The sequence below is a fragment of the Enterococcus devriesei genome (genome assembly GCF_001885905.1).
In the GTDB taxonomy this organism is placed as follows: domain Bacteria; phylum Bacillota; class Bacilli; order Lactobacillales; family Enterococcaceae; genus Enterococcus_A; species Enterococcus_A devriesei.
Genome location: NZ_JXKM01000013.1, coordinates 1 through 22,746, shown reverse-complemented (window position 1 = coordinate 22,746; position 22,746 = coordinate 1). Strand labels below are relative to the sequence as shown.

At 43.1% G+C, this 22,746-nt stretch carries 17 protein-coding genes, 2 tRNA genes, 1 pseudogene, 1 riboswitch and 1 other annotated feature; of the genes and pseudogenes, 7 read left to right on the top strand and 13 right to left on the bottom strand.

Annotated features, from left to right (window positions below):
• Positions 1-154 precede the first annotated feature (154 nt).
• Positions 155-337, top strand: a complete 183-nt coding sequence (locus RV00_RS13690) for a hypothetical protein (protein ID WP_071863119.1) — start codon at positions 155-157, stop codon at positions 335-337.
• 346 nt (positions 338-683) lie between these two features.
• Here RV00_RS13690 and RV00_RS13685 read toward each other — a convergent pair whose 3' ends face one another.
• The 3 genes from RV00_RS13685 to RV00_RS13675 form a co-directional block, all read right to left on the bottom strand.
• Positions 684-1,820 carry a serine hydrolase domain-containing protein gene (locus RV00_RS13685; RefSeq protein WP_071863118.1) on the bottom strand — a complete coding sequence of 379 codons (1,137 nt, stop codon included), beginning with the start codon at positions 1,818-1,820 and terminating at the stop codon, positions 684-686.
• Between the two features lie 285 nt (positions 1,821-2,105).
• Complete coding sequence (locus RV00_RS13680; RefSeq protein WP_071863117.1) at positions 2,106-2,447, bottom strand: YlbF/YmcA family competence regulator; 342 nt, start codon at positions 2,445-2,447, stop codon at positions 2,106-2,108.
• 68 nt (positions 2,448-2,515) lie between these two features.
• Positions 2,516-4,717, bottom strand: coding sequence for a PBP1A family penicillin-binding protein (locus tag RV00_RS13675; RefSeq protein WP_071863116.1), 2,202 nt, complete (start codon positions 4,715-4,717; stop codon positions 2,516-2,518).
• 194 nt (positions 4,718-4,911) lie between these two features.
• On the opposite strand from RV00_RS13675, the gene RV00_RS13670 reads away from it, so the two are divergent.
• Positions 4,912-5,763, top strand: coding sequence for an RluA family pseudouridine synthase (locus tag RV00_RS13670; RefSeq protein ID WP_071863115.1), 852 nt, complete (start codon positions 4,912-4,914; stop codon positions 5,761-5,763).
• Positions 5,764-5,812: 49 nt separating this feature from the next.
• Here the strand turns inward: RV00_RS13670 and RV00_RS13665 are convergent.
• The 3 genes and pseudogenes from RV00_RS13665 to RV00_RS13655 form a co-directional block, all read right to left on the bottom strand.
• Positions 5,813-6,945: pseudogene (locus RV00_RS13665) on the bottom strand (5-methyltetrahydropteroyltriglutamate--homocysteine S-methyltransferase).
• A gap of 449 nt (positions 6,946-7,394) precedes the next feature.
• Positions 7,395-8,021, bottom strand: coding sequence for an aggregation-promoting factor (gene apf, locus RV00_RS13660; protein ID WP_071863114.1), 627 nt, complete (start codon positions 8,019-8,021; stop codon positions 7,395-7,397).
• Positions 8,022-8,432: 411 nt separating this feature from the next.
• A complete protein-coding gene (locus tag RV00_RS13655) occupies positions 8,433-10,070 on the bottom strand; it encodes a putative polysaccharide biosynthesis protein (protein WP_071863113.1) in 1,638 nt (545 codons plus the stop codon).
• 120 nt (positions 10,071-10,190) lie between these two features.
• Between RV00_RS13655 and RV00_RS13650 the strand changes: the two genes are divergently transcribed.
• Positions 10,191-11,717 (top strand): UDP-N-acetylmuramoyl-L-alanyl-D-glutamate--L-lysine ligase, encoded by a 1,527-nt coding sequence (locus tag RV00_RS13650; RefSeq protein WP_071863112.1) that lies wholly within the window; start codon positions 10,191-10,193, stop codon positions 11,715-11,717.
• Between the two features lie 175 nt (positions 11,718-11,892).
• Here RV00_RS13650 and RV00_RS13645 read toward each other — a convergent pair whose 3' ends face one another.
• On the bottom strand, positions 11,893-12,831 hold the full coding sequence (locus RV00_RS13645) for a nitronate monooxygenase (protein WP_071863111.1): 939 nt from the start codon (positions 12,829-12,831) through the stop codon (positions 11,893-11,895).
• Between the two features lie 283 nt (positions 12,832-13,114).
• Complete coding sequence (gene leuS / locus RV00_RS13640; RefSeq protein ID WP_071863110.1) at positions 13,115-15,628, bottom strand: leucine--tRNA ligase; 2,514 nt, start codon at positions 15,626-15,628, stop codon at positions 13,115-13,117.
• Between the two features lie 107 nt (positions 15,629-15,735).
• Positions 15,736-15,925, bottom strand: a binding site (T-box leader).
• A 180-nt stretch (positions 15,926-16,105) separates the two neighbouring features.
• On the opposite strand from leuS, the gene RV00_RS13635 reads away from it, so the two are divergent.
• The 4 genes from RV00_RS13635 (at position 16,106) to RV00_RS16475 (ending at position 18,665) form a co-directional block, all read left to right on the top strand.
• Positions 16,106-16,765 (top strand): phosphatase PAP2 family protein, encoded by a 660-nt coding sequence (locus RV00_RS13635; protein ID WP_071863109.1) that lies wholly within the window; start codon positions 16,106-16,108, stop codon positions 16,763-16,765.
• Positions 16,762-17,742, top strand: a complete 981-nt coding sequence (gene mnmL, locus RV00_RS13630) for a tRNA modification radical SAM protein MnmL/YtqA (protein WP_071863108.1) — start codon at positions 16,762-16,764, stop codon at positions 17,740-17,742. Before RV00_RS13635 ends, mnmL begins: the two co-directional genes overlap by 4 nt.
• The gene (mnmM, locus tag RV00_RS13625) at positions 17,717-18,277 is read left to right on the top strand and encodes a tRNA 5-(aminomethyl)-2-thiouridylate-methyltransferase MnmM (protein ID WP_071863107.1); all 561 of its coding nucleotides are present in this window, start codon (positions 17,717-17,719) and stop codon (positions 18,275-18,277) included. The genes mnmL and mnmM overlap by 26 nt, the downstream gene beginning before the upstream one ends.
• A 220-nt stretch (positions 18,278-18,497) precedes the next feature.
• Positions 18,498-18,665: a hypothetical protein gene (locus RV00_RS16475; protein ID WP_169818955.1), complete on the top strand. Its 168-nt coding sequence runs from the start codon at positions 18,498-18,500 to the stop codon at positions 18,663-18,665.
• A 61-nt stretch (positions 18,666-18,726) separates the two neighbouring features.
• Here RV00_RS16475 and RV00_RS13620 read toward each other — a convergent pair whose 3' ends face one another.
• The 5 genes from RV00_RS13620 to RV00_RS13600 form a co-directional block, all read right to left on the bottom strand.
• A complete protein-coding gene (locus tag RV00_RS13620; protein ID WP_071863106.1) occupies positions 18,727-19,509 on the bottom strand; it encodes an alpha/beta hydrolase in 783 nt (260 codons plus the stop codon).
• 15 nt (positions 19,510-19,524) lie between these two features.
• The gene (locus RV00_RS13615; RefSeq protein WP_071863105.1) at positions 19,525-21,006 is read right to left on the bottom strand and encodes an MDR family MFS transporter; all 1,482 of its coding nucleotides are present in this window, start codon (positions 21,004-21,006) and stop codon (positions 19,525-19,527) included.
• 139 nt (positions 21,007-21,145) lie between these two features.
• A complete protein-coding gene (gene metK, locus RV00_RS13610; protein WP_071863104.1) occupies positions 21,146-22,336 on the bottom strand; it encodes a methionine adenosyltransferase in 1,191 nt (396 codons plus the stop codon).
• Positions 22,334-22,417: riboswitch (SMK box riboswitch) on the bottom strand. Its footprint overlaps the gene before it by 3 nt.
• 113 nt (positions 22,418-22,530) lie before the next feature.
• A tRNA-Glu gene (locus RV00_RS13605) sits at positions 22,531-22,602 on the bottom strand.
• Between the two features lie 14 nt (positions 22,603-22,616).
• Positions 22,617-22,704, bottom strand: a tRNA-Ser gene (locus RV00_RS13600).
• Positions 22,705-22,746 lie beyond the last annotated feature (42 nt).

Sequence of the window (22,746 nt, the reverse complement as noted above, 5' to 3'; positions counted from 1 at the left end):
CGATTTCGAGAGAACAGCTGAAACTTAATCCTATTTATTTTACCATAAAAAAACGAAAGTTTGTTCGTCTTTCACTGAAGATATTGGAATGGTAAATCCTCGAAAAAAAAAGCAAAATCAACTAAAATGAAAGCACAAAAAAGGAGCGAGACAGATGAACAAAGACGAACTAGTTAAGAAAATCAAAGAACTATTGAATGAAGGAAATATCGAGAAAGCTAAAGAGTTTATCGAAGACCATAAAGATGAATTAGGCGATTACTATGACAAAGCCAAAGTGCTATTGAAGTCAGGAAAATTTGACGGGTTGATGGATCAATTCAAAAAATTCTTTTAAGTAAAAAAGGCTTTCGCGAACTCCCTCAGCTTTTTGCCAGTTTTTCTGCTTGCTTTATTGAGAGTAGAAAAATGATTCCCTAATTAGGAGTCAGCTGAGCAATCAGACCAAACTTTTGATAAATGACTGAGAAACACAAAGTTTTAATTTTGACGTTGAACAGTTTCTACTTGATGCTGCTCAAATTTCGAAATCGTTTGGCTTATTGCCGATAAAGCTAGTTCGTGAAGCCGGACTTGAATACGCCTGCTGTAAAGCGATTTATTCATTTGAAAATTTTATACTTTCTTTATAGTCAAAAAAGTTAGAAACGCCGCTCCTAACGAGTGACCGTTTCTAACTTTTTTTATTCCATTTGATTCAATACTTCATAAATATGATCCGCGGTTTGACCTAAGGAGTCTACTTGATTCGTGTTCGCTAACAAAATGATCTCCGTCAATCCGGTATGAGTAAAAGTATTGATGGTATTGAAGCCGCCCAATACACCATGACTAGAATAGCTGCCGGGATTGACATAAAAGCCCATCCCATAAGTCGAGTCGCTGCCGGCTGTCAGCATTTTTTCTCGCTCCGCTGGATTGATCAACTTTCCTTGCATCAAAGCTTGATCGAATAAATAAAAATCTGTCGCTGTCGTGTAGATATCGCCTGCTCCGAATAATTGAGAAAGATCCGGTAGCTCCGCTTTTTCGACTTGACCATTTTTTTCTTTATAGCTCTCTGCTAAATTTTCGATTGGATCGGTACTTTGATAAAAGCCGGAATCTTGCATATTCGCAGGCTTAAAAATATTAGCTTGGACATATTCGGCGACACTTTGATGACTGATCTGTTGCACCAAATAAGCCAATACGGCATAATTACTGTCTGAATAATGCCAGGTTCCAATCGCCGAGTCACTGCCGGCAGCTTCGATCTCTTCCACGATCTTTTGCGGTAAAATCTTTTCGCTGCCTTCTTTCCGTCCAGTCAGTCCGCTGGTGTGGTTCAAAAGATTTTGCAAGGTGATTTGCTGTCCATTCGGAAAATTAGCCAAATATTTGGCTATCGGATCATTGATGCTTAGCTTGCCGGCCTGCTCTAATTGTAAAATTGCGGTTGCGATGATCGCCTTTTGGGCAGAACCAATATAATAGCGAGTGGTGGTTGTATTTTTTATTTGTTTTTCCTGATTCGACAAACCATAAGATTGATTCAAAATAACCTGACCCTTTCGAACCACCAAAGCTGTCCCGGAAAAACGCTGTCCCTTTAAGAAAGCATCTAGTTCTTGGTTGTCCGTCACTGGCAACGTAACTTTTGGAATTTTTTTTGGCTCAATCGATTCTACGGTTTCTTTTATCGTTGAGCTGGTTGAAGCTTTTGCTGTGTCCGCTGAGACAGCCTTCTCTGTTTCGTGACTCGTTCCTTGGGTGTACCAAATCATGCCGCCTGCTATCACGATAACAGCCGTTGCCACCGCCAAAATACTTTTTTTCATTTTTCACTCGCCGTCCTTATAGCCTTATAGCCTTATAGTTGGAAGTATAGCAAGTTCCAAGTGAAATTTCTGGTCTTTTTCCTCACCTTACAATATTGTTCGTAAGAAAGGCTACACGATCTCCTTCAGCTTTTTTTAGCAATAAGCGAACAAGCTCGTGCGCTAAGTAGGCCACTGCTAACGCTGTTGATTCAGTCTTTTCAATGGTAAAAAATTATACTCCCTTAATAATTCAAAAAGAGTTTGTAACCGTAAATGGTCACAAACTCTTTTTCTGCTATTCAATTATCCTTCGTACAATTCACGGATCGGTGTCATGATGATGCGGTTCAAGTCGTTAACGATCACGCTGAAGGCTTGTTCCTTCACCATTAATTCGTTAATCAATTCTTCTTGTTGAACTTTTTCTGCTAACGCTTGTGCTTTTTCAGCATCTTCATCGCTGAAATCTTCGCCGCGCATTTGTTTTTCTTGCAAGCTTTGTTGGAAAGCTTGGAAGTCTTTAAAGGCTGCGTATGCTGCTTCATTTTTCTTAAGTTCTGCGAATGCTTCTTCTAAAGATTTGAATTCTGGTAGTTCACGGATTTCACGTTCTAATCCGTTTGCTGAATCGTAAATATTTGCCATTATTTAATCCCTCATTTTCTATAAAAGTTACTTTTTTATTGTAACATGAATGGAAACGGGTTCATACCCTAATTTCCTGGTTGATACTGACGCCACAATTCTTGACCTTTTTCTTTTAACCTATTGGCGCCTTCCTTGGCTTTTTCAAAGAAGCTGGCTGCTCCTTCACTGGCCTTGCCGCCAATATCTTTCAATTCTTCGCGCCACTTGTTCGTATCCACATCTTGACCATTTTGATTGACTTGATCGGCAGCCACAACTTTTCCACCGGTCGCATAGGCGTCAGCTACATCAAAGGAATATTGACCGGCGTATGGCAAGATCGATTCTGCCTCCGCCTTGAAGACCTGACCGACCTCCGAACCGCTCGTACCGCTTAAATAATGCGTCTCGCTGACTTTTTCGAAACCTAACCAAGTTGAGATCACGACATTTGGTGTATAACCAATAATCCATTGGTCGTTGACTTTATTCGCGTCAAAATTGGTTTCGGTTGTCCCGGTCTTGCCGGCAACAGTGAAGCCAGCAGGTGCCGCTTGTGCAGCTGTTCCGTTTGAAAAAGTACCTAACAGCATACTGGTCATTTCATTGGCGACTTCCTTCGAGATGACTTGATCATATTTCGGTGAGCTATTGTCGACTAAAACAGCGCCAGTAGAATCAATGATTTTCGTTACTAAGTGCGGTTGATACACTCGGCCTTGATTAGCAAAAGCACCATAAGCGGCTGCCATTTGCATCGGTGACGTGCCTTTTTCCAAACCACCTAGCGCTAGACCATAATATTTATCCGATTTGCTTAAAGGAATGCCAAATTCTTCTGCTTTATTGTAGCCTTTGTTCAAGCCTATCTCATGCAATAGCCATACTGCTGGCAAGTTTAAACTTTGCGCCACTGCTTGATACATCGGTGCTTCACCTTGATAGGTGCCATCGTAGTTTTTCGCTTTGTAATAGGACTGAGGCTCGTCTTTTAAGATACTGTCAGGCTTGTAGCCAGATTCTAGCGCTGGCGAATAGACACTTAACGGTTTCATCGTTGAACCTGGTGAACGTTGCATCTGAGTCGCGAAATTGTAGCTGCGGAAAATATGCTCGCCCCGTCGCCCCACCAATGCTTGGACGCCGCCGGTTTTAGGGTCCAAGGCTACTGAAGCAGATTGCGGCATCGCTCCATCTGCGGCATCGGCTGGGAAGTTTGCATTATTTTGATAGACAGCTTCCATTTGCTTTTGATAATCCTGATCTAATGAGGTATAGATTTTATAGCCTTTGTTCAGTAAATCTTTTTCCGACATGCCATATCTTTCCACTGCTTCATCGATCACTGCGTCAAAATAAGAAGGATATCGATAACCTGCATCCGCAGAGGTATAAGTATCACTCAGCTCCGAGCCAAGATCAGTGGCTTTCGCCTGATTTTCCTGTTCTTGAGTCAATTTACCATTTTCCACCATCACCGACAGTACCGTGTTTCGTCGGTTGATTGCATTATCTAAATGATCGATCGGATTATAAATCCCCGGACCCTTCAGCATTCCCGCGATTGTTGCCGCTTCGCCGACAGTCACTTGGTTCGCATCTACCCCAAAATACTTCCGGGCAGCGTCTTGCACGCCCCAGACACCATTCCCAAAATAGGCGTTGTTCAGATACATCGTTAAAATTTGATCTTTATCGTATTTCTTTTCAATCTCGATCGCCATAAAAATTTCTTTGGCCTTTCGTTCCAACGTTTGATCGAGACTCAAGTAGGCATTTTTCGCCAGCTGCTGGGTGATGGTACTTCCGCCACCGGTAATATGCCCAGAGGTGACTAGCCCTAAAGCCGCCCGTGCGATCCCTTTGATGTCAAACCCATGGTGATTATAAAAGTTGCGGTCCTCGGTGGAGACGACGGCATCTTTTAAATTTTGGGAAATCTGGTCACTCTCCACATAAGTTCCCTTTTGTCCGTAAAGACTACCGGCCTGTTCATTTTTTTCGTCATAGACGACGGTCGATTGTTTCAGACTCGATTGTAATGTTTCAACGTCCACTGATTTCGCTAAAATAAATAAATAGACACTCATGACTAAAACAACGACTAACGTTAATAAGAGCAAAATTTTATTAATATGATATTTTTTCCAAATACGTTTGCGCCAGTGATGAAAACGAATCAAGTAAGGCTTGATCCATTGCCAAAAGGTTTTGGTCCCGCTGCGAAACTGTCGCCAAAAAACTTTTGCTCCATCTTTAAACTTGCGCCAAAATTCCTGAAAATCCATTTTTCGATCTCCATTCTCTACAAAATTCAGACACAGTGTACCATAAATCTTCCTCTCGCTGCGTGGGGCTTGAGACCGATACACACATGGAGCTATTTTAGCATGACACCTCAAGGAATTACTGTCTTTTTTCTTAAATATCCGTTAAAAGTGATACAATAAGTCCAATGAAATTTTTTACAAGGAGTAACCTGATGAATTTTACCATGACTCTGCCTGATGATTTTACTGAAATGACCGTCAAAGACTTATTAGAAAACGAATGGCTGGTACCTAGAAAAGTTCGCCATTTTATTCGGACCCGCAAAGGCATCACTGTCAACGGCGAACTATGTCATTTCCAAATGCCGGTTCATCCCGGCGATATCATCGGTATCACTGTGGAAGCAAGTGATTATCCTGAACGACACATCAGCTTAGGCAATAAGACAAAAATCCACGTTCTCTATGAAGATGAGCATTTGATCATCGTCAATAAACCAGCCGGTATGAAGACTCATCCAAATCAGCCGGAGGAAACAGATACCTTATTAAACCATTTAGCCGCTTATTTAGCGCCGAACACGCAGCCCCATGTCGTTCACCGCTTAGACAAAGAAACTAGCGGCGCGATTTTGTTTGCTAAAAATCCGTTTGTATTACCTATTTTAGGCCGCTTATTAGAACAGAAAAAAATCTATCGTCGCTATCAAGCAATCGTTCATGGCGTTCTCAAAAACGATCAGACCATCAATCAAAAAATTGGTCGCGACCGCCACGATCGCCGCAAACGACGGATCGATCCAAAAGGCGGCAAGTCGGCAGTGACTCATGTGACCGTCGCTCACCAATTAAACAAGCAAACTGCCGTTTATTGCCAGCTAGAGACTGGCCGAACCCATCAAATCCGGGTTCATCTTGCCAGTATCGGACATCCTTTAGTTGGTGATCCTCTGTACAGTAAAAATCCCCACGGTCGCTTGATGCTCCACGCCTATGAGCTGCATCTGATCCATCCTTTTAGCAATCAACAAATCACAGTCCAAGCGTTTCCGGGACTGTGGTAAAAGTAGTTCTAATTAAAAGGCTGAGACAAAATCTGTCTCAGCCTTTTAATTAATCCTTCCAAACTTCTTCAGCGATTTCTTTAATCAACGCAATTTTTTTCCATTGCTGCTCTTCTGTTAAAATGTTTCCTTCTTCCGTTGAAGCGAAGCCGCATTGCGGACTTAAGTACAAACGATCTAACGGCAGATACTGTGCGGCCTCATGATGCGAGCAATGACTTGTTCCCGGGCTTCGAGCTTCCCATCTTTTGAAGTGATTAGCCCTAGAACGACTTTCTTCGCTCCTGTAACCTTCGCTAAAGGCTCGAAACCGCCAGAGCGTTCGCTATCATATTCTAAGTAATAAGCATCGACCTGCTCATCAGTGAATAAGGGCTCCGCCACGTCTTCGTATCCGCCGCTAGCTGCCCACGTTGAGTGATAATTTCCCCGGCACACATGGGTGTTCAATGTTAAATCTTCCGGCTGATCCACTAAAACCGCATTATTGATTTCCAAATACAGCTGTGCTAATTCTTGACGGACAACTTTTTCCGGCTTCTCATCCTCTGAGATAAAACCAGCCGGCAACGGAGCCACTAGAACACCCCAAGTACAATCATCCAACTGAATCGTGCGAGCGCCGGCGGCATATAAATCAGCGATTACTTGGCGATAGGCTGTGACAATGTCTTCGATCAAGCTTTCGTTGTCGGGATAAACTTGACGAACTTTAGGAAGTACATCCGGTCGTAATAGTTCCACCAAAATTTGAGCCGGAGCAGGAATCGTTTGTTTGACCTCGATCCCCTCACTCGTGTGCGCCCGGGTAAATTTAAAGTGCTCGACGAAGGGATGTTTTTCGCCTGAAATCTTTCCGGTAACAATGACTGTTCCCGGACGCGTCTCTTCGCCATGAAAAAAGTATCCATGCTCAGGAACAAAAAATTCAACACCTTGAAGTCCCCAGAAGAAATCTAAATGCCACCAGCTGCGACGGAACTCACCATCAGTAACAGCCTTTAACCCAATTTTTTCCTGCTTATGGATGAGATCGATAATTGCGGCATCTTCAATTTTAGTCAAAGCTGTTTGAGTGAGTTCACCCGCTTCAAAATCTGCTCGTGCCGACTTTAATTCTTCCGGTCGTAAAAAGCTGCCTACGATGTCAAAGCGAAAAGGTGATGATGTACGTTTAGTCATAAAAAATTCCTCCATTTTTTCTTTTTTTGCATCGAAGAACCAACTCTGAACAATAAAAAAACATCCATCCCTTTACTTATTGCTACTGCAACAAATAAAGGGACGAATGTTTTCGTGATACCACCCTCGTTTACATCATCCTCACGGAAAATGCCTCAACGGTACCTGTTGATACCCGGCGATATATCGGTCGCTTCCCGTTTGCTTCGCGTGAACGAAACAAAATGCTCAGAGCTCATCTTCATTGACTTTCGCAATCCTCGTTCTCACCCTTCGAGGTCTCTGTACTCGCTGACTTATCAATTACTCTTCTCTTCAACGCTTCATTATTTGCTCATTATATTCACATTTTATTTAGAGATTGTCAAGTGTTTTTTGCAAAAAATTCTCTATTCTACTTAAAAAAACACCCAAGTCGTAAGGACTTGAGTGTTCAACTTATTTTTATCTTAGTACCATCCGTTTGCTTGCCAGAAAGATTGAGCGCCTTCCCATGAACCGTAGCGAGAAGTCACATATTGGTCAGCTACACGTTCTTGGTTTGCTTCAGAGTAGTCACCATTTAAGTATGAAGCTGACAATTGGTAACGTCCGATGTATTGGCCGTTTGTTGCTGAGTAAGAGCCGCCTGATTCGCGTTGTGCGATCCATTCTTTAGCTGAAGAAGAATTTCCTGCAGGAGCCGCTTGTGTTTCTTGAACTGGCGCTGTTTGTTGTACTGGTGCTGCTTCTTGTGTTTGTTGCACAGGAGCCGTTTGTGTTTCTTGAACTGGCGCTGCTTGTTGTACTGGTGCTGCTGCCTTTGTTTCTTGTGCAGGAGCTGCTTCAGCTTTTGCGTCACCATCGATGGTCAATTCTTGACCTGCAAAGATCATGTTTACATTAGAAATTTTGTTTGCTTTAGCGATAGTATTAACTAAGCTATCATTCCCAGCAAATTTGTGAGAGATTTTTGATAACGTATCGCCTGATTGAACAGTATAAGTTTCTGAAGCATGTGCATCTGTAGCTCCCATCGCTAACCCTGCGCCTGCTGCTAATACTGTACTAAAAAGAACTGTTTTCCCTAATTTCATTATATAACTTCCTCCGATTTTCATCTTGTCTTTTTCTTCTGTCTTATTGACTACGAGAGCTACTTTATCATCCTTTTGTATTTCATGGGTAATATTATTGTGACAATTCATTACAATAATATGAAACAATGTAACAAAACTTCTCTTCGTGTGTCGCTTTGAAATATATTATTTTTATTTACTACTGAAGAATTTCTTGATATCAAACGCTTTATAGCATTTGTAACTGTTTTCTTCTTGTGTTACAAAAATTATTTTCAGCAACATTGAAATCTTTTTGTAATGAAACTTAAGAGGCCGTCGCTGTTTTTTTTTGAATTATTTTGCAAATATTTTTTTTGATATTTGAATTCCAATAAGACTTTATAACAAAAAAATACCTCCACTCACCATAGCAAGCAGAAGTATTTCTTATTTTATTCTTAATAGATGTCGCCATTTTTTTCCTTGTGGTCCCACTAATTTATCGACTAACCGAATCTTCAGTGTCAAATAAAAATAAACCCAGCCGCCTACTCCAGCCGTCAACAAGCATGTAATCAACGCCTGTCCTCGAGATGCTGGGTCTAAGACTAAATAGCTGACTTGTCGCACGATTAACGCAACGATCAGCATCAACACTGTCAAAATCAGTATTAAGATACAACGACGAAAGGCTAAATGATAATTCGCCCGCACGACTTTGCGCAACTTCCAAAGAGACAAGCCGCAGGTCAAACTTAGACTGATAGCCGTCGCCAGTAAGGGACCGTAAACCTCAAACAGCTGGATCAATGGCACTTGGATCACCACTTTTAGCAATAAGCCAGCCAGCCAATAGCGCACCGCGATGCGACTATGTGAGATTCCTTGCAGCGTGGTGGACAACATCATAAACAAGGCAGAGATCAATCCAGTAATACAGGCAACAACTAAGATTTTACTTCCTAAAACATCCGCGGAATAGAAGACGGTATTTAGCGGATAAGCCAGCAGGATCATGCCTGTGATAGCCGGCAACATAATAAAGGCGAATAATTGAATATTGGTATTCACCAGCTTGGCCAGCTCCGGCCGTCTTCGCTGGGTAAATAATTCGGTCAACATCGGCAAGCTAGTCAATGCCAAAGAGGTTCCTAACGCGACTACCACCATTGTCAATTTATCTGGATTGGCACTAAACAAGGCATAGAGATCAACTAATTGTTTGTGACTGTAATTCGTATTGGCATCCATCGTATGGATAAAAGTCACTTGATCGATCAGTTTATAAAAAGTGATCCCGCCGCCTAATAAAATAAATGGAATTGCTTGCCGCACCGTTTCCAGCAATAGTTTTTTCGTGTCGATGGTCACCTTATTCAAGCTATAATTCAGCTGCAAATCACTATGTTCTCGGTCCTTGAACCAATAAAACAGCAATACCCCATAAGCGCCGATCATTCCCACCGCCGCTGCGAAGGTCGATTGAATCACCGCATTTAAATAATCGCCATCCAGTACCTTCATAATAATAAAAACGCTCAACAGCATATAGACGACGCGAATAACCTGCTCCACGACTTGCGAGATCGCTGACGGCCGCATATCCTGCTGGCCTTGAAAATAGCCTCGTAAGACGCTCATACAAGGAAAAGCAATCACCGCGATACTCAAAGACTGGATCACCGGGATTAGGGCTTGACCGCCGCCAGATAATTGCGCTAACAATGGTGCGGATAAAAACATTAGCCCACCAAAAATGATGCCTAAGATCGCCGTAACCTGCAATGCCTTAATCAATAAGCGGCGGCTCGTGCGATATTCTCCTAGGGAATTGTAACGGGCGACTTGCTTGGCGATTGCTCCAGGCAATCCCGCCGTGGAGATCATCATAAACAACGCATAAAAGGTATAGCCCATATTGAATAATCCATTTGCCGCACGGGCGTTTTCTCCCATCCAGGCGTACCACGGAATAATATAAATTGCGCCGATCAAGCGGGAAAAAATACTTCCTACCGAAAGCCAAGCAGAGCCTTGGATCATTTTTTCTTGGTAGCTTAGATCGCTCGGTCGTGTCTTTTTCATGGTCTCCTCCTATTCATTACTCTATAGTAAAACGAAATCGTTCCCATGACAATCACTCTTTACTTTTTCTGTTCTCAGCTATGCTATAATAGCCTAGACTATTATTATGGAGGTCTCGACATGCTGACACTTACCCAAATTCAACAGATCCTTGAGGAAGAACATTTATTACGAGAGTTCATCACGCCGACACAATGGACGTTGACGGCTCCCTTAGAAAAAAACTTTGAAGCTATTTCCTACGACTCACGAGCAGTCGATCAAGACACTTTATTTTTTTGTAAAGGCAATAACTTCCAACAAAGCTATCTTGAACAAGCACTCAGCGCGGGTCTGACTTGTTACATCGCCGAACAGCCTTACGAAGTACCGGCAGACTTAGCGATCATCGTAACGGACATTCGCAAAGCTTTGGCTGTCCTGAGTATGGCCTTTTACGATTATCCGCAAAAAAAATTACAACTGATTGGTATCACCGGTACTAAAGGCAAAACAACGGTGGCCTATTTTGCGAAACAAATCTTAGATCTTACGACGAATAAAAAGACCGCTCTTTTATCTACTTTGAATACAACCTTAGACGGCGTGACTTTTTTCAAATCAAAATTAACTACCCCGGAATCGTTAGACTTGTATCGCATGATGGCCGAAGCGGTGGAAAATGGCATGACTCACTTAGTCATGGAAGTCTCTTCCCAAGCCTATAAAGTGGCGCGAGTCTATGGGCTTACCTTTGATGTCGGAATCTTTTTAAATATCTCACCGGATCATATTGGTCCTATCGAACATCCGACCTTTGAAGATTACTTCTACTGTAAACGCCAATTAATCGCTAATTCACGGCAAGTCATTTTGCAAAATGAGATTGATCATTTTGATTTATTACAAGAACTGGCAGCAAAACAATCACTACCAGTAATTACTTACGGCAACGAGAAAGCTGATTACCACGTTCAGCCATTGGAACATCCGCTGACCTTTGCTTTAACTAGTAAAAATGATCGCTTCCAATTAGACGGCGATTATGAAATTTTATTAGCTGGCGATTTCAATAAAGAAAATGCCGCAGCCGCTTTGATCGCCAGTGCCTTAGTCGGTGCTGATCAACAAGCAGGGCGCCAAGGCTTGGCTAAAGCATTAGTTCCCGGTCGCATGAATCTTTTATTAAAACCTAACGGCGCTCATATCTATGTTGATTACGCCCATAATTATTTAAGTATGAAATCACTGCTGTCCTTCGCCAAAGAACAGCATCCAGACGGCAAGATCGTCGTAATCACCGGTTCGACTGGCAATAAGGCCGAGTCCCGGCGCGCAGGTTTAGGCCAAGCTATTGGTGAATATGCCGACGTGGCACTTTTGACTAGCGACGACCCAAATTTCGAAGCGCCTGAAAAGATCGCCGAAGAAATTCAGCAAGCCATTAATAATCCACACGTGGTCGTTCGCTTTGAGGCTGACCGCAAAGCAGTGATTGAAGCAGCCATCAAACAAGCCGGACCCAATGACGCGATCATCCTAGCCGGCAAAGGGACCGACAAATATATGACAGTCCATGGAGAAAATCTTCCTTATGAAGGCGACTATCATTTAGCAGAAGCATTTATCAAAGAGGGTGGGACAGAAGTGTTTAGCTTCAAGAAATAAGAAGGAATTTCCGAAAATGACTAGGAAACACACCGCTTCTAGCGTTGATGTTGAGTGTTCCTACTTGGTGCTCCTCAAATTTTTGTAAAATTTCGGCTTATTTCCGAAGAAGCTACTTCTGTCACACCGTTTATACGGGAATAGGAGCTGAGACAAATTAATGTCCCAGCTCCTTTTACTTTATCCCACTGTTGCGACTGATTGCTACTGCTTCCTTGTAAATCGTTTCGATAATTTCTTGTGCAGATCTTACTTCTGTCAAAAGACCGGCAACTTGACCAGCCATTACCATTCCTTGCTGGATTTCTCCATCATCGGCGGCCCGCTTTAACGCTGCTAATGAAAAGACATCCTTCGTTGGCTCTTCCAGATAGGCTTCCGTCAATGCATTTTTCAAGCCTCGCAGCGCTCCACCTGCTTGGTTGCGAATCACGGTAGTTGCGGTAACATCCGCTTGGATAATCGCCTGTCGATAATTTTCGTGGATCGGACATTCCATAGCAGTTAAAAAGGCCGTTCCCAGTTGAATTCCTTGTGCGCCTAACGCAAAAGCCGCCGCCAGACCGCGACCGTCACCGATCCCGCCAGCGGCGATCACCGGAATTTTCACCGCCTGCGTTACTTGTGGCAGTAAAGTCATTGTCGTAGTTTCACCAATATGTCCGCCGGCTTCCATTCCTTCGGCGATCACACCGTCTGCTCCCAGCTGTTCCATTTTTTGCGCCAGCTTCACTGACGGTACGACCGGAAAAACTTTGACCCTCGCTTGCTTCAATACTTCCATATAAGGTTTTGGAGTGCCGGCTCCGGTGGTGACGATCTTAACGTCTTCTTCAATCAAAATCTCCACCTGTTCCGCGATGTTTGGCATTTGCAGCATCAAATTCACCGCAAATGGTTTTTTCGTCTGTTGCTGTGTCTTACGAATTTGTTCTCGTAGTTCTGTCCCGCTTAAACCGCCAGCAGCGATAATTCCCAGTCCCCCCGCTTCAGAAACTGCGCCGACCAATGGACAACGGGCAATATGAGCCATCGCCCCTTGCAAGATCGGGTATTGAATCCCTAACAACTCCGTTAATGGTGCCATCAAATCCCTCTTTTCCGTTTTCTTCATGCTAGCATAATTTCAGGCCAAGAAATATTTTTTTCAAAATTAAGAAAGGCTTTCGCGACCTCCCCCAGCTAAAGCTAGTTCATGAAGCCAGACATCGATCTACCTGCTATAAAACGATTTATTTAGGTGAAAATTTTATCCTTGCTTTATAAGGTCAAAAAGGAGCTGGGACATTAATTGTCTCAGCTCCTATTCCCGTATAAACGGTGTGACAGAAGTAGCTTCTTCGGAAATAAGCCGAAATTTCTTGAAGCTGAACACTTCTGTCCCAACCTCTAATTCTTTAATTGGCTACGATATTGACTAATTTATTCGGCACCACGATCACTTTACGAATCGTTTTACCTTCGAGGTTGCGTTGGATATGTTCATCTGCCATTGCTAGTTTTTCTAATTCATCTTTAGCTAGATCGACAGCTACCATCGCTTTTGACCGGACTTTGCCGTTGACTTGTAGGATCACTTCGATCTCATTTTCAATTAAAGCTTCCTCGTCATAGGTTGGCCAAGCCACATGAGAAATGCCGCCTTCGTGTCCTAGGATCGCCCACAATTCTTCGGCGATATGGGGAGCGATCGGTGCTAGTAATTGGACGAAGCCTTCAACATATTCATAGGTTAACGCTTCAGCTTTATAGGCATCGTTCACAAAGACCATCAACTGAGAGATTGCGGTATTCAAATGCAAGTGTTCCATATCTTCGGTAACTTTTTTAACCGTTTGATTGTAGACTTTCGTCAATGAACCATCGTTTAAGGTGGTGATATGATCACGCATTTTGCCATTTTCATCGACGATCAAACGCCATACCCGATCCAAGAATTTACGTGAGCCTTCTAAGCCATTTTCACTCCAAGGAATCGAAGCGTCCAATGGGCCCATGAACATTTCATACATCCGCAAGGTATCTGCACCATATTTTTCTACGACATCATCAGGGTTGACGACATTCTTCAATGATTTACTCATCTTCGCTGGCGCTTCTTCTAGTTCTTCACCCGTTTCAACGTTGAACCATTTGCCGTCGCGTTTTTCGACTTTATTGGTTGGGACTAACGCGCCACGGCTGTCACGGAAGCTTTGTCCTAAGATCATGCCTTGGTTGTATAATTTTTGGAATGGTTCATCCGTTGGCACTACACCGATGTCATACAAGAATTTATGCCAGAAACGGACATACAATAAATGCAACACCGCGTGTTCTGCTCCACCGATATAAAGATCGACTGGCATCCAGCGTTCTAGTTTTTCATAATCTGCTAAAGCTTCCTTATTATGAGGATCGATAAAGCGCAAGTAATACCATGAGCTGCCGGCCCATTGTGGCATCGTATTGGTTTCACGGCGCCCTTTTTTCCCGGTGATTGGATCAACCACGTTGACCCATTCGTCGATATTCGCTAACGGTGATTCCCCGGTACCACTTGGTTTGATGTCTGTGGTTTTTGGCAGTTCCAACGGCAATTCGTAATCAGGTACTAAGCCGGTCGTCCCGTCTTCCCAATGGATCACGGGGATCGGTTCGCCCCAATAACGTTGACGAGAGAACAACCAGTCACGTAAACGGTAGCTGATTTCTTTTTTGCCACATTCGTGTTCTTCTAACCAAGCGACCATTTGATCGATAGCTTCTTGTTTATTCAAGCCGTCTAAGAATTCAGAATTGATGTGGGTACCGTCGCCAGTAAAGGCTTCTTTGTCGACATCGCCGCCTGCTAAAACAGGCACGATTGGTAGGCCAAATGTTTTCGCGAATTCATAGTCACGCTCGTCATGAGCGGGAACCGCCATGATTGCGCCGGTTCCATAAGAAGCCAAGACATAATCCCCAATCCAGATCGGCATTTTTTCGCCGTTGACTGGATTGATGGCATAAGCGCCAGTGAAGACACCGGTTTTTTCTTTGGCTAAATCCGTCCGATTCAATTCCGATTTTTTCGATGCTTCATCAATGTAAGCATCAACCGCCGCTTTTTGTTCAGGCGTTGTGATTTTTTGGACCAAGTCTAATTCTGGTGCCAAGACGGCATAAGTTGCACCGAACAATGTATCCGGACGAGTCGTAAAGACGGTAAAGCTTTCTTCGCTATCTTCAATCTTGAAAGACACATTCGCACCGATCGAACGACCGATCCAATTTCGTTGCATATCTTTGATACTTTCCGGCCAATCTAGCGCGTCTAAGTCATCTAGTAAACGATCCGCATAAGCTGTGATCTTCAACATCCATTGACGCATCGGTTTGCGAATGACATCATAGCCGCCCCGTTCGCTCTTGCCATCGATCACTTCTTCATTAGAAATAACGGTGCCTAATTCAGGTACCCAGTTAACCGGCACTTCTGCTTCATAAGCTAAGCCCTTTTCATACATTTGTTCGAAGATCCATTGCGTCCATTTATAATACTCAGGGTCCGTCGTGTTGATCTCACGATTCCAATCATAGCTAAAACCAAGTGAATTGATTTGACGCTTGAAAGTCTCGATATTTTTCTTCGTAAATTCCGCTGGGTCATTGCCTGTATCTAGCGCATATTGCTCCGCCGGCAAACCAAAAGCATCCCAACCCATTGGATGCAACACATTATAGCCTTGTGCCCGTTTCAAGCGTGCAATCACGTCTGTCGCTGTATACCCTTCCGGATGCCCTACGTGTAAGCCTTGACCAGACGGATAAGGAAACATATCTAAGGCATAAAATTTTGGTTTCTCCGGATCATCTTGGGTATTAAACACATTGTGCTTCGCCCAGTATTTTTGCCATTTTTTTTCAATCGTTTTGTGCTCGTAACTCATGTTGCGCCTCCTAATATATGAACTTATTTGTATACATTAATCATCCGGTGGAATCAGCCAACCATTGAATAAAAATAAGACGCCCTACGAAAGCTCAAAAAGAACTTTCATAGGACGTTATCAACGTGGTACCACCTATTTTTATCTGTCGATGACAGACCTCTAAAGAGCTAACGGTCTCTAGCCGGATCAATCGATCATGCTCCAAGGTAAGTTCGAATGTCCGCATGCACACTCTCAGCCCCGTGCGCTCTCTGAAATGCGTTCGCTTCTACTACTCCTCTTCCAAGCAATAATATTCAAAGTAGTTTTATCTTAGCAGATTCCAAAATATTATTCAATTGAATTCGCCTTAAGAAGGCCGCAAAAAAATTGTCCCCGCTAGGAATCATGTTATAATAGTTCCCAGTTCGACTCGCAAGTTTTGCGGATCAAAAATAAATCTTCAGCTAAAGAAAGGTTGAATCAAATAACTTTATGAAAAATAAATCCATCTACCAATTAACTGGCAGTTTCGCTTTGCTGTTTTTTGCGGCATTGTGCTATATCATCCGTTTTTATCCAGAGACGCTAAACGGCTTTGACCGCGGGATCATTCACGCGGTTCACGGGTTGTCCCCGCAAATGAACAGCTACTTTCTATGGGTAACAAAATTCGCCAATCCGATTACCGTGGTGATTTTATCCATCGTATTTGTCGCTTTGTTCTATTTCAATCAGCAAAAAATCACGGCATTGTGGTTGGCATTGAGCATGGCGTTGATCAGCGGGCTCGGCAACCATTTGTTAAAGTTGTTCTTCCACCGTGCTCGGCCGACGATCCTGCCTCATTTAGTGACAGAACACAGCTTTAGCTTTCCCAGCGGCCACGCGACTGCCAGCACTTTGTTGTACGGCACCTTGATTTTTGTGGCAGGACTATTTTTTAAAGAAAAAGTTCCTCGCTTGCTTGTCCAGATCGTGCTTGGCTTACTGATCTTCAGCATCATCGTCAGCCGGATCTATCTCGGTGTCCACTATCCCAGCGATGTGCTCGCCGGCTTCTTATTTGGCAGCAGCTGGCTCTTATTTACCTATCCCTATTACAAAGAAAAAAAATTAGTTTACGATCTGCAAACGATTAGGAGAAAAAAATGACCTTTACTTATAGTGACGATGACAACAAACGCTATCATTCATGGAATTACGCGCTGCGGCAAGAATTCGGCGGGAAAATTTTTAAAGTACCGGTGGACGGCGGTTTTGACTGTCCCAACCGTGACGGAACCGTTGCACACGGCGGCTGCACCTTTTGCAGTGTCTCTGGTTCCGGCGACATGATCGTCGCCCCAAGTGATCCGTTGCCGCAGCAATTTCATAAAGAAATTGACATGATGCACCAAAAGTGGCCTCACGTCGATCAATACATCGTCTATTTTCAAAACTTTACCAATACCCATGCACCGGTCGAGGTGATTCGCGAACGCTTCGAGCAAGTCGTGAATCTTCCTGGTGTCGTCGGTTTGTCTGTCGGCACACGACCGGATTGTCTACCGCCGGAAGTCGTAGATTATTTGGCCGAATTGAATCAGCGCTTATACTTATGGGTCGAACTTGGCTTGCAAACGACTTATGAAAAAACTAGTGACCTGATTAATCGCGCCCATGACTATCCTACCTATGTAGATGCGGTAGCTCGTCTGCGAAAACACAATATCAATGTTTGCACCCATTTAATCAATGGCTTGCCGGGGGAATCATTAGAAATGATGCGGGAAAATGTTCGGCGCACGATTTTAGATTCCGATGTTCAAGGAATCAAGCTACATTTGCTTCATTTGATGCGTAACACAAAGATGCTACGAGATTATGCCGAAGGGCGGCTGCAGCTAATGAGTAAAGACGATTACGTCTCGGTGATCTGCGACCAATTAGAAATGATCCCGCAAGACATCATTATTCATCGCTTAACTGGCGATGCCCCGTGGGATTCGTTAGTCGGTCCAATGTGGAGTCTCAAAAAATGGGAAGTCTTAAACGCGATTGACCAAGAATTGATTCGCCGCGACTCTTACCAAGGAAAATTTGCGTTACGAGGTGAATTCACGCATGCTACTAACAGCCTTACGCTTTAGTCATCAATTATTAAAAGAAATTATCACAGCAGGCGATCAGGTCATTGATGCCACGATGGGTAATGGCAACGATACGCTATTCTTAGCAGAGCTCGTTGGAGCAACCGGTCACGTCTACGGCTTTGATATTCAGGCACAAGCCTTAAAGAATACACGGGAAAAATTAGGTCCAGCCATCGATCAGACGACCCTTTATCTCGCTGGACATGAAACCATCGAAGAAAAAATTCCAGCAGAGCAACCGATCAAAGGCGCAATCTTTAATCTCGGCTATTTACCTAAGGGGGATAAACAGATCATCACCTTGCCTGAAACAACTAAAAAAGCAATGGATGCCATTTTAAAACGTTTAGTTATCGGTGGGCGCATGATCGTAGTGATTTATTATGGCCATGCCGGCGGTGAAGCCGAAAAACACGAAGTTCTCAATTATTGCCAAAACCTGCCGCAAGAAAAATACAGCGTCTTGAATTATCAATTCATCAATCAAAAAAACAACCCGCCCATTTTATTATGCGTCGAAGCCCGCGCATAAAATGGCTCATAAAAACGAGGTTAGGACAAGAGTGTTCAGCTCCAAGAAATTTCGGCTTAGTTCCGAAGAAGCTACTTCTGTCACCACCGTTTATACGTAAATAGGAGCTGAGACAAATTAATGTCCCAGCTCCTTATTTAGTAACCCCTATAGGCATAAGAATTGCTTTCTCTTCAGCCATCCGTATACTATAATCTAACTTAAAAAAGCAGGTGATCTTATGTATGTTGTCAAAGTTCTACATGGTTACATTGGTAAAGAAGGTCAGCGCACCCGTGAAAAAGACCCTGGAAAACTGCTCGTATTCACAAGTAAACAAGAGTCCGATCAATTCGCCGCGAAAATTGGCGGCCGCAGCAAACACGTCTCAAAAATCCGTAAAGATTGAGTCTAGATAAAATATGAAAAGGTCAAAGAAATCCGACTATCAGATTTCTTTGACCTTTTTACTATTGTTCATTAAACCAAGCCAAAACACGTTGAATCCAAGCGTCCCAGAAAATCCAATCATGTTTTCCTGGACCTTCTTCAAACGTCACCACCAGATTTTTTTGCTCCAGTTTATGAGCCATATATTGACTAGCTGGATACAAGTCATCTTCGGTTCCACAAGCCAAGAAAAAGCGAGGCGCTTCTTGGCCACTTGCTACTAACTCATCCAATAATCTCAAGGGATCGTTAACTGATCCTTGGATGTGATCTAAGGGACCAAAAACGCCTTGCCAATACGCTTCATTACGTACGAGTAATAAACTCTTTACATCAGCTAAAACAACTGCTCCGGATAAAGACGCCACCGCCGCAAAATGCTCCGGCTTCGCTAAACCAAGTTTCAATGCGCCATAGCCTCCCATCGACAGTCCCGCCGCAAAGGTTTTTTCCCGCTTATTCGTAATTTGCGGAAATAATTCATGAACGATCATTGGCAATTCCTCTGAAACAAACGTCCAGTAATTCATGTCATAGGTGGTATCCGTATAAAAGCCTAAATCAGTTGACGGCATTATCACCGCCATCTGATACTCTGCCACATAACGTTCGATCGATGTTCGGCGTTCCCAGACACTGTGATTGCCCCCCATTCCATGAAGCAAATACATCACCGGTACATCCTCTGTCACCCCGACCGTTTCGGTTCCGATATTTTTATGGGTTGTTTGTGGCAAGATAACATTCATCGCCACTTCCATTTGTAAAACGTTTGAATACACATTGACTTGTAAAAAGGCCATCAAAATCCTCCTGTTCTATTCCTGTCCGTTTAGTTTAACACGCTTTGATTGCTTACCCACCATAAAACTAAAAATCAAAGCAAAAATAATCAATAGCAGACCAGCTACATAGATCCAATGAAGACTATCAAAGAGAACCTTTCGTAATTCTGTTCTTAGCCCCACTTCAATCTGCAGCGCCGTTTGAGGATTGATCAGCCGATTCATAATATCCTGATCACGAATTCCGGCACGTGTCAGCTGCTGAGCATTGGCTATGTTCAGAATAATTCCGAAAAGTGAAACCATAACCGTCTGTCCGATCGTGCGAGACAATGTATTGAAAGAAGTGGCGACACCAATTTCTTCCTTTGGAACACTGGCTTGGGCCTCCACCGTTGTTGTCGTAACCGCTAAGCCGAAGCCCACACCTAAAACACCAGTAATAATAAAGAAGAGCCAGAAGGGACTTTGCTGCGGCAATGCCACTAAGGTCCCTCCGCCTAATAAAATAATCAGCAGCCCGATCACAATGATCCGCTTCGCCGAATACTTAGATAGCAACTGGCCTGATAAAAAGGAGCCATACATCCAGACCAACGACATCGGTGCTAGCACCAAACCACCCAGTCCCGCCGGTTTTCCCAATACACCTTGCATCCACATTGGAATATACACATCTAAGCCCATTAAGAACCCGCTGATTAAAGCCGCTACCACATTCACACTGGCAAAAGTCGGATTATTAAATAATTGCAAATTAATTACTGGGTCCTCCGCTCGGCGCTCCGTTCGGATAAACAAAATCAGTGAAACAATACTGATAGCAAATAAAGCGATCACTGCTAATGAGATTCCTTCATCACCCAACAACTGAAAGCCTAACAACAAACTGACTAAAGTCAGCATCAAAAACAAGCTCCCGAAGATGTCCATCTTCTTAGCTTGACGAATCTTTTTCTCTTCAATATAAAAGTATTGTAGTAAAGCAATCAAGCCTAACCCAATCGGTACATTAATGATAAAAATCCAGTGCCAACCAACAGTATCTACGATCAAACCACCAGCCAGCGGACCAAAGACACTGGCGATCCCCCAGGCTGCACTGGTTAACCCTAACACCTTCGCTCTTTTTTCAATATCATAGAGATCCGCAATAATCGTCAATGACACCGGCATAATGGCTCCAGCACCCACGCCTTGAATTCCGCGGGAAATAATCAATGTCAGCATCTCATTCGACAAACCACATAATGCCGATCCTAAAACAAACAACAAAATACCTACAATAAAAATCGGTTTACGTCCGATTTTATCAGCCAACTTGCCATAGATTGGGGTAATCATTGCATTCGTTAATAAATAAATCGAAAATACCCAATTCATAATTTCAATTCCATGCAAACTACCTACAATTGTCGGCATTGCCGTAGTCACGATCGTCCCTTCGATCGCCGACATGAACGTCGCGATAAAAATCCCCACCGTCACAACCTTAACATTCGTTTTTCTGTTCATTCTTTCCTCCAAATTTATCTCATATTCCTACTATTTCTTTCAATAAACCAATTTTAAAGCAAATAAAGAGGCAGCTCTACCGATCCATGATCAATAGAAACCGCCTCGTGAACTCCATAAAAATTTATGTCTGTACGATTTATCCGATATTCAAACTATTTTTTAACGCAGCCACTTTATCTGTATGCTCCCAAGGCAGATCAACATCTGTTCGACCAAAATGACCGTAAGCAGCTGTATCACTGTAGATTGGACGCAATAGGTCAAGCATTTCAATAATCCCTGCTGGACGCAAATCAAAATTTTCACGAATTGCAGCAATCAAATCAGCTTCAGAAACGTTTGCCGTTCCAAAAGTATTGACTGAGATAGAAACTGGCTGAGCAACCCCAATCGCATAAGCAAGCTGTACTTCAACTTTTTCTGCCAATTCAGCAGCTACAATATTTTTAGCAATATAGCGAGCTGCATAAGAAGCCGAACGGTCGACTTTCGTTGCGTCCTTTCCAGAGAAAGCACCACCACCATGGCGTGAATAACCACCATACGTATCAACGATAATCTTACGGCCAGTTAAGCCGGCATCTCCTTGAGGTCCACCAATCACAAAGCGGCCTGTCGGATTAATAAAATATTTTGTTTTTTCATCCAATAATTCTGCTGAAATTTCATGTTTGATCACTTTTTCCATAACATCTTTTTGAATAGTTTCATTATCTACTTGATCGTTATGCTGAGTACTGATGACAACGGTATCCACCCGTTGAGGTTTGCCTTGTTCATCATATTCAACGGTAACCTGAGATTTTGCATCAGGACCAAAATAGGCTACTTCTCCAGACTTACGCAAATCAGCTAAACGTTTCACCAAATGATGACTCAGTGAGATAGGTAAAGGCATCAATTCCGGTGTTTCATTCACTGCAAACCCAAACATTAAGCCTTGGTCTCCAGCACCGATATCATCCAATAATTCTTCTTTTCCTCGCGTTTCCAAGGCATCATCCACACCTTGTGCGATATCCGGTGATTGTTCATCAATCGCGACTAAAACAGCAACATTGTCCCCATCAAAACCAAATTTAGATTCTGTGTAGCCAATCCGTTTGATCGTCTCACGCACAACTTTTTGGATATCTACATAAGCCTTCGTAGAAATTTCTCCAAAAACTAAAACAAGCCCAGTTGTCACAGATGTCTCACATGCAACTCTGGCTTTCGGATCCTTTTCCAAAATCGCATCTAAGATTGCATCACTGATTTGGTCAGCAACTTTATCTGGATGTCCTTCTGAAACTGATTCTGATGTAAATAAACGACGTTCTTCCATTATAAATATTCCCCCTAATTTTTATTCGGTTACAAGGAATCTCTGAGCTTTTTCAGAGCCTATCGGGAACTTGCAACGACCTGATTATAACAGAAAAAAAGCATGTGTCACTAATAAATACCTTATTTATCATAAAAATTTATGAAAATTCTATTTTAACGCAAAAAAAAAGAGACGTTAAAAACGTCTCAGCATGACCCGTACGGGACTCGAACCCGTGTTACCGCCGTGAAAGGGCGGTGTCTTAACCGCTTGACCAACGGGCCAGATATATAAAAAACGGAGAAGGAGGGATTTGAACCCTCGCGCCGGTTTCCCGACCTACACCCTTAGCAGGGGCGCCTCTTCAGCCACTTGAGTACTTCCCCAAAAAAACAAAAAAATTTTTGAATGGGCCTAAATGGACTCGA